Genomic DNA, 16546 nt, shown 5'->3' with positions numbered 1-16546 from the left:
TCCCCGGTTTGACGTTGTTCACCGGGCACTCAGTTCTTTGCCGCCTGGCTCCAGCGCCACTGCGCTTCCCGCACAATCCGATTGAGACAGTCGTGTACCGGGCGGGTGTTCACGGCGGGCAATCCGGACAGTTGATCGATGACGTCGAGCAACTGAGCAATGGCGGTGTCGTATCCTGCCGCCGTGTTCAGGTTGAAAGAGCTCATGGCAACAGTGACGTCGGCCGCCAGCTTGTCGCGCAGATTGCTGTCCTTGCGGGCCAGCGGCGCATAGGCCATCAGGGCAGCCCTGGCCTGGGCCGCGCTCTTGGTGGCGTCGACGACGTTGAGCGTCAATACCAGCGGGTCGCCAAACGGCGCCGCGGTGCCCGAGGCAGGATCGACCAGGCTCACCACCGTGCGCAGCACGCCGGGACCAGCCGCCGGAGGCGCCCGGAAACTCAGCAGGCCGTCCCAGCTTTGCTGCGCGTCCAGACTGACAAGCCACGACAGGGCACCGGTGCCGGCATCGACGCTGGCGTCAGGGCTTGACCCCAGATACGCCGAGTTGAGCGGCAAGGCAGTGTTGATCGAGAACGCGGCGGCTGGCCCCCGATTGTTGAGCGCAAGCTTGACCGGCACCACGGCACCCGGGATGACGATGTCCGCCGGCGCCGTCTGCACGTGCTTCAGGCTCGTTTCGAGTACTGCCTGCCACTGCGCATATGTCCGCAGGCTGAACGGCAAGTCGAAGGTGTATTGCACGACCCGGCCGGCGCCGAAATGGTTGCCAATGATGGCGGCGCCATCGGCTCCGCGTCCCGCGTTGAAGGCGGCGTGCTGGGTCCCGCCGGCGAGCAGTACGCGGCCGCTGCGGCCAACCGTTGCCAGCTGTTGTACGCTGAAGACCGGCCCGGCGATATCGACATTCAAGTCGGACGCGCCATATTTGCCATTCCAGCGTATTCCCGCCATCGCATCGAGCCCGTTGCGCTGATCGTGCTCGCTATCGATCAGCGCGCTGTCACCGCCGAACACCGCTTGCTTGAGTTCGTTGGCGAGCTGGCCATGCAGTTTGCCTTGTTTGCCCGACAGCCAGTACGTGTTGTATAGGCCGCTACGCAGTGCTTTCTTGAATGCCAGCTCGTCGCTGACGATGGTATGCGTGACCTTGGCCGCTTCCAGCGCGTGGGCGATGGTCTGGGCACGCGCGCTTAGGCAGGCAGCACCCGGCTTGGCGTCATCCTCGCCCTCGCGGCAGGAAACCAGGGCCAGCACCCGGTTGACCGGCTGGCGCGTCTGGGTGCTGTCGAGCGTGACGACGCGCAGCGCCACCTGGGCCAGCGTGAGATCCTTGGCGCCGACGCGCGCGCTCAGTACCGCAACATAGTTGCCGCCGGTGCCGGCCAGCGCCACCCATTCAGAAGCGCCGTCGTAGACACCACCGATCGCCAGGTTACCCGCATACGGATAACTTGCAACGACCTGCTGCAGGTCCGGATCGATAATGCTGACGGTCAGTGGCAGGCCGACCAGAGCGGCATTGCCGTTATTGGTCGCGTTAAAGGCAAGCTTGATCGTTTGCCCGCTGCCTGTGGAGGCGGGAGCGGCAGTGATCGATCCGGTCAGTCCGGCACCGCTGTCAGCGCTGGAAGCTACCGAGAACGTCGTGAGCGCCTGTGCCAGCACGCTTCCGTCAGCCTTGGTCACCGTGACCGTCGCCGTATAGCGGCCGATGGCAGCCCAACCGAGCGCAACGCTGTACGCGTAGTCCTTGACCCCGCTAGGCGGCAATTGCGCCAGCACTTCGGTGCGCGTCATGCGCACGCTGTTGTCCGGATTGCGCACGACGGTCTGGATCCGCAGATCGTCGATACTGGCATTGACCAGCTGGTTGACCAGATGGTCGGACAGGCGCACCGTCTCGAACGGCTGGTAGACCTGTTTGTCGCTGACAATGGCCACCTTGGCATTCTGGCCGGCGGCGGCGCCGATGGCGAACGAACTGGTCCCGCTGGCGATGACCTTGCCGGCCGGGTCGAGCAGTTCCGCCAGAATCTTGTAATTGCCCACGTACGTCGTCCCGCTCGGGAACGACAGCGCGCCGAAGAGCTTGACGGCGCCAGCCTCCACGGTCTGCGCGGGCAGGGTGCCGACCATGGCGACGAAGACATTGCTACTGTCTAAAATGGACAAACGCACGGCGGTACTCCCGCTCGCGGCGCTCAGATTTTTTACCGCGCTGCTGATCAGCACCGGCTCGTTCGGCCCATACAGCGCTTTATCGCTGCTCGGCGTGACCTGGTAGACCGATGGATGGACGTTGACGAATTCCGCTCCGAGTTCGGTGCGCACCGGATTGCCGTTGACATCCTTGTAGAGCAATTCAAGTTTCGACACCACCTCGCGGCGCTCGCCGCCGACCGGGTTCTTGAAGACGATGTCGAAACTCAGGTCTTTCGTGATATCGGCTGGAAAGGCGGCAAAGCCCCACTCGATCACCGTGCGCCCATTGGCCGTGGTGACGCTTTGCGGCGGCGTGACGAACGAGGCGGGATCGACAGCAATATGGCTGGCATTGAGCGTCTGGATCAAGCGGACATCGACCAGGATCGGCGTGCGCACGGGAGTCGCATTACCGCCCCTGACTTCGAAACGCCACACGCCCGGCACGCCCACATTGCTCGTTTCAACGAGCGTCAGGATGGCTGCCGTACCGGAATCGGCATGGCGGAAGAAATTCTTGCCGTCACCGGCGTCATAGCCCATCTGGGCCGGGGTACCGCCCAAGCCGTCCGCGCCCCCGCTGGCGCTGCCCGTGGTCCATTCCAGCCGGCTGTAGCGGTACTCGATGTCGAAATCGCCCTCCGCAACGTCTTTGCGGTCGGTGAGGACCATCTGGAACGCATTGAGCTTGTTGACGCCATTGCTGTAGTAACCGACGTCATGCCAGGTGACGATGAATTTGCCGGCGATTGCGGTGCTGTAATAGACATTGTTTCGCAATGGATCGCTTAGCGTGCCGCGCGTGTCGACATCGCCCCAATACGCAGCCAGCATGGGCAGATTGGTGACCGGAAACGGTACCGGGGTATACGGACCATGCCCGGCACTGAAAGTGATGTTGCCGTTATTGTTGATATAGCCGGTCTTGTAGGTTCCGGAAAACAGCTTGAGACCGTGCGGGAAGCCGGCGCCAAATGCGATGCTGGCCGACGAGCCGTCGTCGTTGCGCCCCATGGCCAGGTTACCGAAACCGGAGTCGCCGCCCAGGCCGGTGATCAGCTCGGCCGCGCCGGCGTGACAGGGCGCGAGCATGCACGCCAGGCCGACGAAGGCGAGCAGGGTGGCGCGGGTGACGGCCGCGCCCAGGCGGGCGATCAAGCCGATGGCCGCAGCGCAGAGGAAGAAACCGGTGCGCGCCGATACAGTGTTGAAACGTTGTTCGGTCATCATTTTTGCTCCACTCCCTTCAATTCCAGGTGAATCCGTATCCGCTTGTCGCCATCCGCGGTCACGCTGGTCGGCGTGATCTTCTGGGTGACGCCGACCCGGATGCCGGGAGCGACCTGTACTTCACCATTGGCGAGCACCTGGGGCGCCGGATCTCCCGTGGACGACAGCACCACCGGGTACACCCCGGCAGCCGTGAAGCGGTGGGCAAAGGGACCGAGGGTGACCGATCCCAGCATGTCGTTGGGCTGCAGGGTGATGCTGCCTTCCTCTTCTTTCAGCACGGCGCCGCCCGGTGCCATGAAGGCATAGCGGAACGGGATGGTGACCGGCTGGTTCGACTGATGGATCGCCTCGACCTTGAATTGCATCTGCTCGGTGGCCTCGAAGACGCTGTACGCCGGCACCGGAACTATGCTCAGGCGCAAAACCTTGCGGCTTGCCGCGATCGTGAAGGACGACGTGCGCTCGGCTAGTACCGTCTTGCCGCCGGTGCTGGCGTTGCTGGTGAAGATGCGTGCCTTGAATTGATACACGCCGGGCGCATGCGCCAGGGTCGACCATTTGACATCGACCGCGGTCGTGCTGTTGGGGGCGAGCATGAAATTTTCTTGCGCAACGCCGTCGGCGTCGATCCGGACCGCTTGCTGCATTCCGATAACCTGGCCTTGCGGATCGAAGATCGTGATGTCGATCACCGCATTCTCCACCGGTGTCGCCGCCGTATTGGCGATCTCCATTTTCAGGACGGCCGGCGCATGCGCTGGATAGACAGGCTGGTCGCTGACAAGCATGCTGAAGCTTGGATTGCCGGCGCCGTCGAGCGCCAGCGTTTTATCGAACCGGTATTCGCCGGCTGCCGGAAAACTGGCGGCCACGGTTTCGCTGGCATAGCCGGACGCGCTAAAGCGCAAGGTCGTGCCGCCAGGGGCCAGGCCTTCGATGCGGTAGTCGCCATTGCTGTCGGTCTGGGTGGTGAGCGCGGCGCCGACCACCGTGACGGTGGCCTGCGCGATGGCCTTGCCGGACTGGATGTCGCTCAGACGACCGGCCAGGGCGACCGTGGTCAGCGTCTTGCTAAAGCCAAGCACCTGGAAATCATTCGTGCTGCCGGGGGCGACCAGCACCGTGGCAAACAGTTTGCTCGTGTATCCCGGCTTGGAAAAACTGACGGCATAGGTTCCGGCGGGAACATTCATCATGCTGAATCTGCCGTCCTGGCCGCTCACTGCGGTTTTGCCGGTTGCGCCGACGCTGATCATTACTCCCGGCAGTGGCGCCAGGGAAGTCTGATCGACCGCCTGCCCGATCAAGGTGCCTGCCGTGTCCGCCGGTTCGCCGGGCAGGGACAGGGTCGGGCTGAACATCAGTGTCTCGCCGGCAACCACGGTGCCGCTGGCACTGACGCTCGCGAAACCGGGCTTGGCGGCGACAATCGTCACCGGGCCGGGGGCCAGGCCGGTGAGCGCATACGAGCCGTCGGCCAAGGTATGGGTACTGGCATTCGCACTGCCCGCCACGCTGACCACGACGTCACGCAGCACGCTGTTGCTCGCCTTGTCCCGGACGACGCCTTTGAGCACGCCGCTGGTCTGTGCCACCGTCAGGGCGATCGAGCCCAGGTCGGTCGTGGTTCCTGCGCGCAGGGCGAATGGCACGCTGCGGGGCGCATATCCAGCACCGGTCAGGATACCGATATAATTTCCAGCAGGAACTTCAGAGAAGCTGAGCTGGCCGGTAGCGTCGCTGAGCGAGGGGGCGATGGACGTCCCTTGCAACTGCGCCATGGCGCCTGCAACGGCCTGCCCGGTCGCGCCGTCAACGACACGCATGACAACGCGTCCGGTGGTGACGACCGGCTGTGGCTTGGCCGCCAGGGCGCGCAAGGCCAGTGCCGTCGCGTACGGATCGGCACCCCAGTCGCCATCGAGCGCTTGCTGCGATAACAGATAGGATTTCACGGTGGTTTGCAGCGCCGCGTCGCTGACGCTGCCGATCAAGGCCAGGTAGACGGCGGACGTTTCAGCAACGCTGCCCCAGCTTCCATCGGCACCCTGGCGCGCCAGCAGCCATGCATTTACCCGGTTCAAGGCATTCAAGGCGGCGGTATTACTGCCGTTCGCTTGCAATACCAGCGCCACGGTCGATGTAATGTACGCATTCGGCGTGTCCGGCGCCATCCCGAATGCGCCGTCGACTTGTTGTGTCGCGAGCAAGTAATTCACTGCGGCGCCAGACAAGGAAGGTGGGGTGTTCTTCGACTGGTTCAATGCCAGCAAGACCCAGGCGGTATCGAGAGGATTGCTGGCGAACCCGCGCGCCCCGCCGAACCCGCCGTCGGCATTTTGACGCGTCGTCAGTTCGATCAGCGATGCGGAAGCCGGGACCAGCGCCGCCGGGAGGCTGAGTACTTTTCGGGCCAGGTATTCGGTAACGTCGTCGGGCTCGCCGGCAATGATCCCGGCCAGCGCGGGGGACGCAAATGAACGCAGTGTCAGGGTGGTATTGGTTTCACTACGGGCTTGCATGGGAGTAGCAATGGAACTCGCCTCGCTCAGCAACGCGCCGTTCGCACTGATTTGCGCCTGCAGCCAAGCCGCGCCGCGCGTGACAGCCGGATTTTCCTGAGCCGCTGCCGGGATAAAGGCCATTGCCGCAAGCATGGCAAGGGGCCCGGCGATCCATGCGATCGCGCGCGCAAGACTGCCTGCACGAGGGCGCGGCGGCGACGACCCCTGACCGGCGCGGCGGGACGATCGCGGTGTCACGCAGCCCCGTATTCTTGTAAGCATATCCATCGCTATCATCCCCATTTTTTGAGGGGGCAAGATTAGCACAAAAACATCAAAAAAATTAACAAACAACAATTTTTATTTCGCATTTGACACTCGCCTGTCTTTACTGTTAGAAAATGTGGTTGATATCCATAAACCGAACTGGGGCGCCAACCAGCGGAACAACGCGGCAGGTTCAGGCGGAGTGCCGCACCGGCACGGCCGTCACCAGCGTGCAGCCGTTTGCTTGAGTAAATGTTGCGACGCGAGGGCCACGCACGGCCAGGACCAAGCCGCCACGGCGGCAGGTGACAGGCGCGCATGTGCAAGATGGCTGAAAGGATGCACTCGCCGCTGTCCGGGCGGCGCACAAGGCCCGGGGCTAGCGCGGCAATGCGGCAAGCGGGCAGTTGCCAGTGCTATTAATGCAATTAATTAGGGGTATGTCGACAAGGCGTGCCATCCGAGCAGGCCGGCGATAATGGGCAGCGTGCAGGCAGGACCTTGGATCAGGTGGCGTTCCAGAGGCGCTTTCCCGAAATGTCGAGTTCGGTCAGATAGAGGCGCAAGTCGAATTCGTACTGGTGATAGTTGGGTTCCATGTAGCAGCACAACTTGTAGAACGCCTTGCCGTGCTGCTTTTCCTTGACGTGCGCCAGCTCGTGCACGGCGATCATGCGCAGGAATTCAATGGGCGCGTCCTTGAACACGGTGGCCACGCGGATTTCGTGCTTGGACTTGAGCTTGTTGCCCTGGACCCGCGAAATGGTGGTGTGCAGGCCGAGCGCGTGCTGGATCACGTGTAGCTTGCCGTCGAAGGCGACCTTGTTGATCGGGTCGGCATTACGCAGGAATTCGGACTTGAGGTCTTGCACGTAATCGTACAGGGCGCGGTCGGTACGCACGTCGTGGGCGGCGGGGTAGCGCTGTTTGAGTACGTCGCCGAGCTTGTTCTGCTCGATCAGCTGGGTCACTTGCGCCAGCGTCTGGTCGGAATACGCGCCGAGGTATTTGAGGGGTTGCATGAGAGCACTTTAACATACCGGCTCGTCGCGTTGCCTCTGGATAGTCTTTATCGCGCCATCCGGGCGGTATGCACAGCGGTCCGCCATCGGCATTGCCGCCGATCCGTGAATTTGGCCTTGGGAAAGCCTGAGGGCCGGTCGGAGGGGGGCGCCCCGACCGAAATTGATGCGTATGCGGCCCGCTTATGGCATCATCAAACCATGAAAGCCCTGAAAAGTCCCCTTGCCACCGAGCTGCTTGCCGACCCGATCGCGCGCGAGCAGCTGCGCCGTTTCCTCGTCACCCGCCGAGCAGGTGCGGGTAACACCGAGCAAGGCGCCGATGCCCAGGTCGAGATTCGCCGTAGTAAGACGGGTGGCACGGTGAAAGCCGTGTTCGTGCCCAAGGCCAAAGACGCCTGACATCCGGGATGAATATTGCGCTCCCGGCGGTCATCATTTTCCTGTTTCTTCTACCCGGTTTCATCTTCCGCACCCGGTTGAAACGGGCCGAGCGGACTTCCCTCGACTTTTCACCGTTCGGACAGGTGGTCGCCGAAGCCGTGCTGTGGTCCGTGTTTGCACATTATCTTGCGTTGTGGGCGGCCGAGAGCTGGTTCAACCTGCGGATCGATCCCCTTGTGCTGATGAAACTGCTGTCAGCCGCGCCGCAGAGCCAGGCCGAGGCGACGGCCGCAGTAGCAGCCGATTTCCCGTGGCTTGCCCGCTACTTCGTCACCTTGTTCGTGGCATCGTTCGTGGTGCCGACATTGATACGCTTTGCCATTTCGCGCTATCGGCTCGACCGTTCAAGTGCACCCTGGGGGACCTTGTTCCGGTTTCATGAAGCGCCATGGTATTACCTGCTGACGGGCGCGGATTTCTCGGAGCATGAAGCGCCGGACTTCATCATCGTTTCCGCGATTGTCGAGGTGGCAAAAGAAGCGGTGCTGTATGTGGGCATGTTGAACGAATTCTATGTCAATGCCGAGGGGCAGCTCGATCGCCTTGTGCTTCAAAATGTTTCGCGCCGGCCCATCTCGAGGGATAAGGACGGCGCGCATGCCGACGGCAGCGACGGCGAACGTTTTTACCAGGTCGACGGGGATACGTTCGTTTTGCGCTACAGCGAAATCATCACGCTCAATATCGAGTACGTGAAGCTCACTCCCAGTTAATTCACGGCTTCTTGCGCGGCGCCGCGGCCTCTCACAGCAGCAGATTATCCTTGCTGGCCTGTTCAAAGCTGGCGCGGGTGGCGTCTTCGTCGCGCAGGCCGAACGCGTAGTTCGCTTCCAGCCACATGACGTTGATGATGGCGGCCGACAGGGCAAGGCCGATCCCTAATATCCAGGCAAAATACCACATGGTCTGCTCCTAATAAGATTCGTGTTCGTTTTCGCGGATGTGCGCCGCGGTGACCTTGCCGCGCATGATCGAGTACACCCAGCTGGTGTAGACCACCACGATCGGCAGCATCACCACAATCACCCAGAACATCACGCCCAGGCTCTTGTGGCTGGCCACCGCATCCCACGCGGTCAGGCCGCTGCCGGGCGAGAGCGACGACGGCATGATGAAGGGGAACATGGCCGCGCCAGCGGTCAGCAGGATCGACGCGACCGACACGCCGCTGGCCAGGAACGCCAGCAGGCTGCGGCGCGCCGCGCACAAGGCCAGCGCCAGCGCCGCGCCGAGCAGGCCCAGTACCGGGAAGGCGATCGTGAGCGGCCAGCGCGTGTAGTTGTCCATCCACGCGCCGACGCCGCGTTCGACCACTTTGGCGGTCGGCATGAAGGCGCTGTCGACCGGCGGCATCGAGACGATGCGAAAGCCGTCCAGGCCTGTTGCGACCCACACGCCGCCCAGCGCGAACGCGGCGATGGTGACCGCGCCGGCGGCCATGGCGGCCTTGCGCGCGCGCTCGGCGATGACGTCATCGGTCTTTTGATACAGGTAGGTGGCGCCGTGCATGGCCAGCATCGACACCCCCAGCACCCCGGCCAGCAGGCCGAAAGGATTGAACAGGCCGAAGAAGCTGCCGGTGTACTCCATGCGCATGGTGTCGTCGTAGTGGAAGGGCACACCCTGCAGCAGGTTGCCGAAGGCGATGCCGAAGATCAGCGGCGGCACGAAGCCACCGGTGAACAGGCCCCAGTCCCAGGCATTGCGCCAGCGCGTGTCGGCCAGTTTGCTGCGGTAGTCGAAGCCGACCGGCCGGAAAAACAGCGCAAAGAGCAGCAGCATCAGCGCCACATAGAATCCCGAGAAGGCGGCCGCGTACACCAGCGGCCAGGCTGCGAACATGACGCCGCCGGCGGCGATGAACCAGGTCTGGTTGCCTTCCCAGGTTGGGCCGATCACGTTGATGATGACGCGCCGCTCCATATCGTCCTTGCCGAGGAAGGGCAGCCACATGCCGACCCCGAAGTCGAAGCCGTTGGTCAGCGCGAAGCCGATCAGCAGGATGCCGACGAAGCCCCACCAGATGACTTTGAGCGTGTCGTAGTCGAAGATCATGCGGCCTCCAGCTTTTCCCAATGATATTTACCCGTGTGCAGGGCGCTTGGCCCCAGGCGCGTGAACTTGATCATCAGCCCCATTTCGATCACCAGCAGCAGCGTGTAGAAACCGATGAAGCCGGCCAGGCTGAAATACAGGTTCGATACCTGCAGGGTCGACGCCGACAGGTGGGTCGGCAGGATGCCCGCGATGGTCCATGGCTGGCGCCCGTATTCGGCCACCACCCAGCCCAGTTCCGCCGCCACCCATGGCAGCGGAATCGAGATCACGGCCAGTTTCAGCAGCCAGCGCTGCTGCGCCAGGCGCTTGCGGATCAGGAAGTAGAACGAGGCGCTGAAGATGAACAGGAACAGCAGCCCCAAGCCCACCATGATGCGGAAGGACCAGAACAGCGGCGCGACCTTCGGAACGGTGTCGTTCACGGCCATCTTGATCTGCGCCTCGGTGGCGTCGATCACGCGCGGCGTGTACTTTTTCAGCAGCAGGCCGTAGCCCAGGTCGTCCTTCAGGCGCAGGAACTCGGCGCGCGCTTCGGGCGACTTGTCGCCGCTTTTGAGGCGCGTGAGGGCGGCGTACGACAGCATGCCGTTGCGGATGCGCGTTTCGTGCAGCTTTTTCAAGTCCTTGATGCCGGTCACCTGCTTGTCGACGGAACGGGTGGCGATCAGGCCCAGGACGTAGGGAATCTTGACCGCGTAATCGGTGCGTTCCTCGGCGTCGTTGGGCAGGCCGATGAGCGTGATGCCGGCGGGGGCGGGTTCGGTTTCCCATTCGGCTTCGATGGCGGCCAGCTTGACCTTGTTGACTTCACCGGCGGTGTAGCCCGATTCGTCGCCCAGCACGATCACCGACAGGGTCGAGGCCAGCCCGAAGCCGGCCGCAATCGCGAACGAGCGCAGTGCGAACGGCACGTCGCGTGCCTTGAGCAGGTAAAAGGCGGACACGCCCAGCACGAACATCGAGGCGGTCACGTAGCCGGCGGCGACGGTGTGCACGAACTTGACCTGGGCGACCGGATTGAAGATCACGTCCGTCATGCTGACCAGTTCCATGCGCATGGTCTCGAAATTGAACTCGGCGCCGACCGGGTTGTTCATCCAGCCGTTGGCGATCAGGATCCACAGCGCCGACAGGCTCGATCCGAGGGCAACCAGGAAGGTCACGCCGAGGTGCTGCACTTTCGACAAACGCGACCAGCCGAAGAAGAACAGGCCCACGAAGGTCGATTCGAGGAAGAAGGCCATCATGCCTTCGATCGCCAGCGGGGTGCCGAAGATGTCGCCCACGTAGTGCGAGTAGTAAGCCCAGTTGGTCCCGAACTGGAATTCGAGGGTGATGCCGGTGGTGACGCCCATGGCGAAGTTAATGCCGAACAGCTTGCCCCAGAACTTGGTCATGTCGCGGTAGATTTCGCGGCCGGTCATCACGTAGACCGACTCCATGATCACCAGGATCCACGACAGGCCGAGCGTGAGCGGGACAAACAGGAAGTGATACATGGCGGTCGCGGCAAACTGCAGGCGCGACAGGCTGACAACATCATCGATGGGAATCATTTCGTGGCCTTGACGGGAGGAGGTGGTGTCAAGCGCGGCGTATCGAGCAGGTGCTGTTCCACCTGCGCGGTCGGCATGCGCATTTTTTTCACTTGGGGCGTGGAGAAGAAGGCTTTGTGGAGCATGAACAGGATGACGACCTTCAAAACCAGTACCAGCGTGATCGCCAGTGCGAACGGGAGGCGGTGGAGAAGGGCGCGCATCTTATTCGCCTTTGTCGCCGCTGTCGGCGGCTGTTGCGTTGGTGGCGGCCGGCTCGGGGGCGCGCTTTTTGCGGAAGGTGCCGCGCACGGTGTCGCCGACGTTGAGCAGGGTCTTCACCGTGGAGCCCATCTTCATCAGCGAGGTGAGGGTTTCGGGCGAGAGGCGCTGCACATCGTCGAACCAGGAACTCGACAGCTCGATCAGGTTGTACATCTCGCGCATGCGCTCCTGGGCGACGCGGTCGGCGTCGGTGGCGGGCGTTTCGAGCAGGGCGTCGCGCAGCATCGATAGGGTCGGCTCGACTTCGCGGCGGCGGCGCTCCTCGAGCAGGGCCTTGAAGATGTCCCAGATATCCTTGGGCGGCTCGAAGTACTCGCGGCGGTCGCCCGCCTGGTGCAGCAGCTTGACGAGGCGCCAGGACTGCAGTTCCTTCAGTCCCATCGACACGTTCGAGCGCGAAAACTGCAGATGTTCGGCGATTTCGTCGGCATTGAGCGGCTTGGCCAGCACATACAGCAGGGCGTAAATCTGGCCCACGGTCCGGTTGATGCCCCAGCGGCTGCCCATTTCGCCGAAGTGGAGGATGAATTTCTGGGCAAGTGGGCTGAGATTTGTCATGTCTATAGGTCTTTGGAAGTATTGAATTTTCAGGAATTACTGAAATTATAGAAGGTTTACGAATTACGTGCAGGCCATGCTCATAAAACGCCGCCAGCAGCTTAGTTGCCGCGCGCCAGGTGCCGGCACCGGCATTCATGCATGACGAACAGGCAAGCGCCGGCCGGCCCGGGTTGCCGGGCGTGCGCTGTGGAGGTATTAGCTTATGAGAACGCGTCTGGATGTCGGAGCTGGCATCCGGCAGGAAGGCGAACGCGCGAGGGTGTCGCGCGAGGAGATTTATCCCTGCTGCTCGCGCAGAACGGCGTGGAACAGGGCGTTCAAGCCGGGCAGGGGCTGGACGCGTGGCGCCGGCAGCGGCTGGACCGACTCCAGGCGTGCCAGTTCCTGCTCGATGAAGTCATTGAGACTGGCAATCGGCTCGGACAGCCCCAGTTCAGGTGCGGCGCGTTTCTTTTCCAGCAGCGCGTCGATCTCGGCCAGCAAATCCCGACGGTGATCGAGCAAGTGCAGCAGTTTGTGGAATTCGATCGGCGCGGCCGTGCCGTAGCGCTCTATCCAGTGCACCGACAGTAGCGCGCGCAGCACATAAAAGTACTTTTTGAGTGGAACCTGGTCGCCGCTCAGATGATTGGCGTAGTTCGTCTTCGCCATGCTGCGATAGTGATAAATCCCGCGCTCGGCCGAATACAGGGTGGGCAGCAGATCGCGCGCGCCGGCGCCGAAGCCGCCGGTCTCGATATACGAAATCGGCGACTGAATCCACTCCACCATCGCCGGATTGGTTTTCCACAGCAGACGCAGCGCCTTGCGCAGGTCCCAGCCATTGAGGTCGATATCGTCGACGATCGGGTATTCGATCACGTCGCGCCGCTCTTCCAGATCCACGGCCAGATACCAGTCCGCCTCGCGGGCGTAAATAAAGCGCACGTCGTAGTCGCTGTTGGGCGAGGCGAAGCCCCAGGCGCGGCTGCCCGATTCGATCGCGAGCAGAATGCGCACGCCTTCTTCCTGCTCGGTACGCGCCAGCCGGCGCATTATCTCGGCCCTTACTTCAACTGGGATCATGCTCATTCCTTGTTTCGCAGGCGGATCGGTCCGCCTGCCTGATGCCGCATTATGGCTTGATTTGCGCCAGCAGGTCGGTCACCGCCTTGACGACCGCCTGCGGTTTGTCGGCCTGGATGAGGTGGCCGGCGCCCGGCACCACCCGGTGCGTGCTGCGCGTGGACAGGGCTGCCATCTCCTGATGGATGGCAAGGTTTTCTTTCTCGGTCGCCTTGTTCAGCTCGCTTTGCGGTTTGCCGGGAATGGCATACGGCGACACGCTGCGCGTGAGCACCATCAGCGGCAGGTCGCCGAACGGGCGGCGCGCGGCGCGCAGCTGGGCGTTGCTGGTCTCGAAGGCGTCTTCCTCGGCATTGCGCGCACGCCAGTAGGCTGGTGAGGTAAGCGAGGCGAGGTAGGCGGCGTTCAGGGCGCGGCCGAATTCCGGCTGGAAGCCGCCAGTGCAGTTGGCGAACAGCTCGCTGCCGGGAACAAAGCCTTTTGTGGACTGCGCCTCGCAGGTTTTTCCGTACTCCGTCAGCATTGCACTCATTTCCTTGAGCTTGCCCTTGGAGACGACATTCATGCGGTCTATTTCATCTTCATGCTGGGCTTCCACCAGCACCAGGCCCTTGACCTCGTTGGGATAGCGGTAGGCGAACAGCTGGATGTTGCCGCCGCCAAAGGAATTGCCGACCAGGACGTAAGGTGGGGCGATGCCGGCCTTGCCCAGCGCGGCATGCAAGTCCTCGACCACGTTTTGCGAGGTGTTCGGGCGTTCAGCCGGATCGCTGAAGCCCATGCCGGCACGGTCGAAGACGCAGGCGCGCGTTTGCTTTGCGACTTCCGGCTGCACCGCGTGCCAGACCCAGCCCCCCATGCCCGACGGCGAATCGAAGATGACCGTGTTCGCTCCGGAACCGCTGCAATACAGGTTCAGGCGCCGCCCGCCAATGTCGACCATCTGGTTGGCATGGGAAAAAGCGAGCTGGGTATCGGGCGCGGCGGGCGCCTGGGCAAAGCTGGAAGCGCTGCAAGCTGCGGCGATGGCGAACATGGACATACGCAAGGCGAAACGTGGCATGGCAAACGTCTTTCTTGTTGGATTGGGGATGCCGCCAGCTGCGGCTTCCGGAGTTGCATAATAGATCAATTTGTAGTGCTTGAGGAGGAATGGGAAATGCTGTTCGTGAAAGCGCGCCATGCTGGCATTGGCGTCCTTGCATATGCATGCGGTCGCGGTGCGCCGTCGCTTCCGGCGCGCCAGGATGCATATATGTATGGAGATACGAGCGGCGATGCAGGATGCCCCGCTGCGGCCTGAAAGCGCAGCGGCCACGCGCGTGAAGCTGATGCGTCCGCGCCGGTCTGCATATGCATGCGAACGCACGCACATGGCACTGACGGCGGGCTATGGCGACGCCCGGTGCGGCGTGCGCCCGCATTGCGCCGCCCGACGCGGTGTCATCCGCGCAAATGGGGGCATGATGCATTCTCAAAGATGGAAATGAGTGCACGGGCAATCCCACCCCCGATCACCAATAGTCGATACGGAGCCAGACCGCCCGCTGGCGCCGGCTGCCTGGCCCGTCACTCCGTCTTGTCCCTGTCCTTTTCCTTGCCCCCCTGGCGCGATCCCTTGGCGGCAGCGCCGGGGCCGTCTCCGCCGGCAGCGGCGGCCGCCGCCGCCGCGTTGCGGGCCGCCGATTGCCGGCTCTCGCCGCCCTTGCGCCCGATGTCAGCCATGTGCTCGCGGTTGCGGCTGACCGCCTCGCCACCTTTTTGCCCGGCCCGGCGCGCTTCTTCGGAATCGAATTCGTGCGCCGTTCCTTTCTGGTGGGCAGCCTGGCCCCCCTTGCTGGCAATTTCGCGCTGCTGATGCTGATCCATGGCTGCGAAGCCGCGCTTGGCGGGACCCTGACTGCTGCCACTGCCGCTTTTTTGCGCGTTGCCGCTGGATGTGCTGCTCTTGTTGCCTCCACTTTCTTTACTTGTCGCCATGTCGTTCTCCTTGTTTGCTTCGGTATCGGAACCCCGCTCTCGTGCGTTACTGACGCGTTATCGGGCTTGTGGGTTAGAGACGTGCTCACTTCAATAGTTCCGTCACCCGTCACTCGTTAGGTGGACGTGGGGTGCGGCGCGCGCCGTTGTGCGGCTCCATCGCATCGACCGGCGATGGCGGCGATGACAGGTCGTCGTCCAGTTCATCCTTGCGGGCCGACAGCCGCTCGCCCAGGTTGTCGAGGTCGATGCCCGAGCGGCGCGCGGCGACGAACAGATCGCTTTCTTCCTTGTCGATGTGGTGCGCCATTTCCTCGCCCAGCACCGTCACCATGGCGTCGAAATGGTCATCGCCCGGATACATCACTTCCAGCTGGCTGATCAGGTCGCGCGCGCCGGCGTGCTCGACCTCGGCCTCGTCCAGCAACTGGTCGTCATCGATCAGCGAGCGCAGTACCGGATAGAAAATCTCTTCCTCGATCATCGAGTGCACCGTCAGTTCGTAGCAAATGTCGTCGACCAGTTCGAACTTGCGTTCGTCATCGTCTTCGGCGTTGTCACACAAACTTTCAAACTCGCGGAAAAGGCTTTTGACCTTTTCATGGTCGGCTTTCAGCAATTCGAGCGCGTCGATCGCCGCGCCGCTTTTTGGCTTACCGTGGGTAGACATAAGTGAACTCCGTGGTGGGCTGTTTTCCGGCTTTTACTCCGGCGTGTGGTTGGTTTCGTGCGGGGGGCGCGCCGCGCTGACCGCGCTGTCGCCGGCCGGGCGGGCAAGGCTGTGCGCCGTACCGGCATCGCGCCGGGCCATGCCGCCGAGCGTGGCCGCCGCGGCGCGGCTGATGCCGGGCAGGCGCGATCCGGCACTGCGCGCCAGTTCGACCTGCGCGCCGGACAGCACGGCGGCGAGCTGCTGCTGGTAACTGCGCAGGTGCTCGATGAACGGCGCCGACTCGCTTGCGGCGACCACGGGCAGCTGGAACGGGTAGCTGCACGACACCATGGCGCGCGCGGCATGCAGGGCATCGTCATTGAGTTGCCGCGCCAGCTGCACATTGAGCTCGCTCAGCCTGCGCAGCGCGTCGATCCCGGCGCGCGCCAGTTCGCTGAAAAAATCGACCTGCGCGTCGAAGTGCGAGCGCATCGGTAGTCTGCTTGAATAGGATGGCATGGCTGTCCTCGTCATAAAACATGGAAGGACGCTGTCGCAGTGGAGCGAACGCGCGTCGCATGGGCATGTGATAGACGTGAGGGGGCGCGTCAAAGTTCCATGAACTTCGTGCGCACGCGCGTTCGGTCAAGCGGGGAGGGTGGAAAAGGGCCGCCGCGAACGGGCGGCCCGGGTCATTCTGGTCAGGTCACCGGCGCAGTGGCGCGCCGGCGGGGTG

15 protein-coding genes are annotated in these 16546 nt (G+C 62.9%); 2 read left to right on the top strand and 13 right to left on the bottom strand.

Features of this window, described 5'->3' with window-relative positions; all coding sequences use genetic code 11:
• Positions 1-29: 29 nt before the first annotated feature.
• The 3 genes from CR152_RS29325 to CR152_RS29315 all read right to left on the bottom strand — a co-directional run bounded on the left by CR152_RS29325 (position 30) and on the right by CR152_RS29315 (position 7230).
• Positions 30-3434, bottom strand: coding sequence for a nidogen-like domain-containing protein (locus CR152_RS29325; protein ID WP_099880903.1), 3405 nt, complete (start codon positions 3432-3434; stop codon positions 30-32).
• Positions 3431-5959 carry an MSCRAMM family protein gene (locus tag CR152_RS29320; protein ID WP_167399972.1) on the bottom strand — a complete coding sequence of 843 codons (2529 nt, stop codon included), beginning with the start codon at positions 5957-5959 and terminating at the stop codon, positions 3431-3433. The genes CR152_RS29325 and CR152_RS29320 overlap by 4 nt, the downstream gene beginning before the upstream one ends.
• Before the next feature lie 755 nt (positions 5960-6714).
• Positions 6715-7230: a YgjP-like metallopeptidase domain-containing protein gene (locus CR152_RS29315; RefSeq protein WP_099880900.1), complete on the bottom strand. Its 516-nt coding sequence runs from the start codon at positions 7228-7230 to the stop codon at positions 6715-6717.
• 201 nt (positions 7231-7431) lie between these two features.
• Between CR152_RS29315 and CR152_RS29310 the strand changes: the two genes are divergently transcribed.
• Both CR152_RS29310 and CR152_RS29305 read left to right on the top strand, forming a co-directional pair.
• Positions 7432-7632 (top strand): hypothetical protein, encoded by a 201-nt coding sequence (locus CR152_RS29310; protein WP_099880898.1) that lies wholly within the window; start codon positions 7432-7434, stop codon positions 7630-7632.
• Positions 7633-7640: 8 nt separating this feature from the next.
• The gene (locus CR152_RS29305; RefSeq protein ID WP_099880896.1) at positions 7641-8387 is read left to right on the top strand and encodes a hypothetical protein; all 747 of its coding nucleotides are present in this window, start codon (positions 7641-7643) and stop codon (positions 8385-8387) included.
• A gap of 31 nt (positions 8388-8418) precedes the next feature.
• On the opposite strand, the gene cydX is transcribed toward CR152_RS29305, so the two are convergent.
• The 10 genes from cydX to CR152_RS29255 all read right to left on the bottom strand — a co-directional run bounded on the left by cydX (position 8419) and on the right by CR152_RS29255 (position 16329).
• On the bottom strand, positions 8419-8577 hold the full coding sequence (gene cydX / locus CR152_RS29300; protein WP_099880894.1) for a cytochrome bd-I oxidase subunit CydX: 159 nt from the start codon (positions 8575-8577) through the stop codon (positions 8419-8421).
• A 9-nt stretch (positions 8578-8586) separates the two neighbouring features.
• On the bottom strand, positions 8587-9729 hold the full coding sequence (gene cydB, locus CR152_RS29295) for a cytochrome d ubiquinol oxidase subunit II (protein ID WP_099880892.1): 1143 nt from the start codon (positions 9727-9729) through the stop codon (positions 8587-8589).
• Positions 9726-11288: a cytochrome ubiquinol oxidase subunit I gene (locus CR152_RS29290; protein ID WP_099880890.1), complete on the bottom strand. Its 1563-nt coding sequence runs from the start codon at positions 11286-11288 to the stop codon at positions 9726-9728. Before CR152_RS29290 ends, cydB begins: the two co-directional genes overlap by 4 nt.
• Positions 11285-11491, bottom strand: a complete 207-nt coding sequence (gene cydP, locus CR152_RS29285) for a cytochrome oxidase putative small subunit CydP (protein WP_099880888.1) — start codon at positions 11489-11491, stop codon at positions 11285-11287. Before cydP ends, CR152_RS29290 begins: the two co-directional genes overlap by 4 nt.
• A gap of 1 nt (position 11492) precedes the next feature.
• On the bottom strand, positions 11493-12110 hold the full coding sequence (locus CR152_RS29280; protein ID WP_099880886.1) for a GbsR/MarR family transcriptional regulator: 618 nt from the start codon (positions 12108-12110) through the stop codon (positions 11493-11495).
• A gap of 279 nt (positions 12111-12389) precedes the next feature.
• Entirely contained in the window at positions 12390-13178 is a 789-nt protein-coding gene (locus CR152_RS29275) for a nucleotidyltransferase domain-containing protein (RefSeq protein ID WP_099880884.1), read from the bottom strand.
• Positions 13179-13227: 49 nt separating this feature from the next.
• A complete protein-coding gene (locus CR152_RS29270; RefSeq protein WP_157778815.1) occupies positions 13228-14241 on the bottom strand; it encodes an alpha/beta fold hydrolase in 1014 nt (337 codons plus the stop codon).
• Positions 14242-14747: 506 nt separating this feature from the next.
• The gene (locus tag CR152_RS29265) at positions 14748-15158 is read right to left on the bottom strand and encodes a KGG domain-containing protein (protein ID WP_099880881.1); all 411 of its coding nucleotides are present in this window, start codon (positions 15156-15158) and stop codon (positions 14748-14750) included.
• 109 nt (positions 15159-15267) lie between these two features.
• Positions 15268-15828, bottom strand: coding sequence for a hemerythrin domain-containing protein (locus CR152_RS29260; protein WP_099880879.1), 561 nt, complete (start codon positions 15826-15828; stop codon positions 15268-15270).
• Between the two features lie 33 nt (positions 15829-15861).
• The gene (locus CR152_RS29255) at positions 15862-16329 is read right to left on the bottom strand and encodes a phasin family protein (protein ID WP_157778814.1); all 468 of its coding nucleotides are present in this window, start codon (positions 16327-16329) and stop codon (positions 15862-15864) included.
• Between the last annotated feature and the right edge of the window lie 217 nt (positions 16330-16546).

The sequence above is a fragment of the Massilia violaceinigra genome (genome assembly GCF_002752675.1).
In the GTDB taxonomy this organism is placed as follows: Bacteria; Pseudomonadota; Gammaproteobacteria; order Burkholderiales; family Burkholderiaceae_D; genus Telluria_A; species Telluria_A violaceinigra.
Note: the sequence above shows the minus strand (reverse complement) of the source record. Positions and strands in the feature narration are given on the sequence as shown.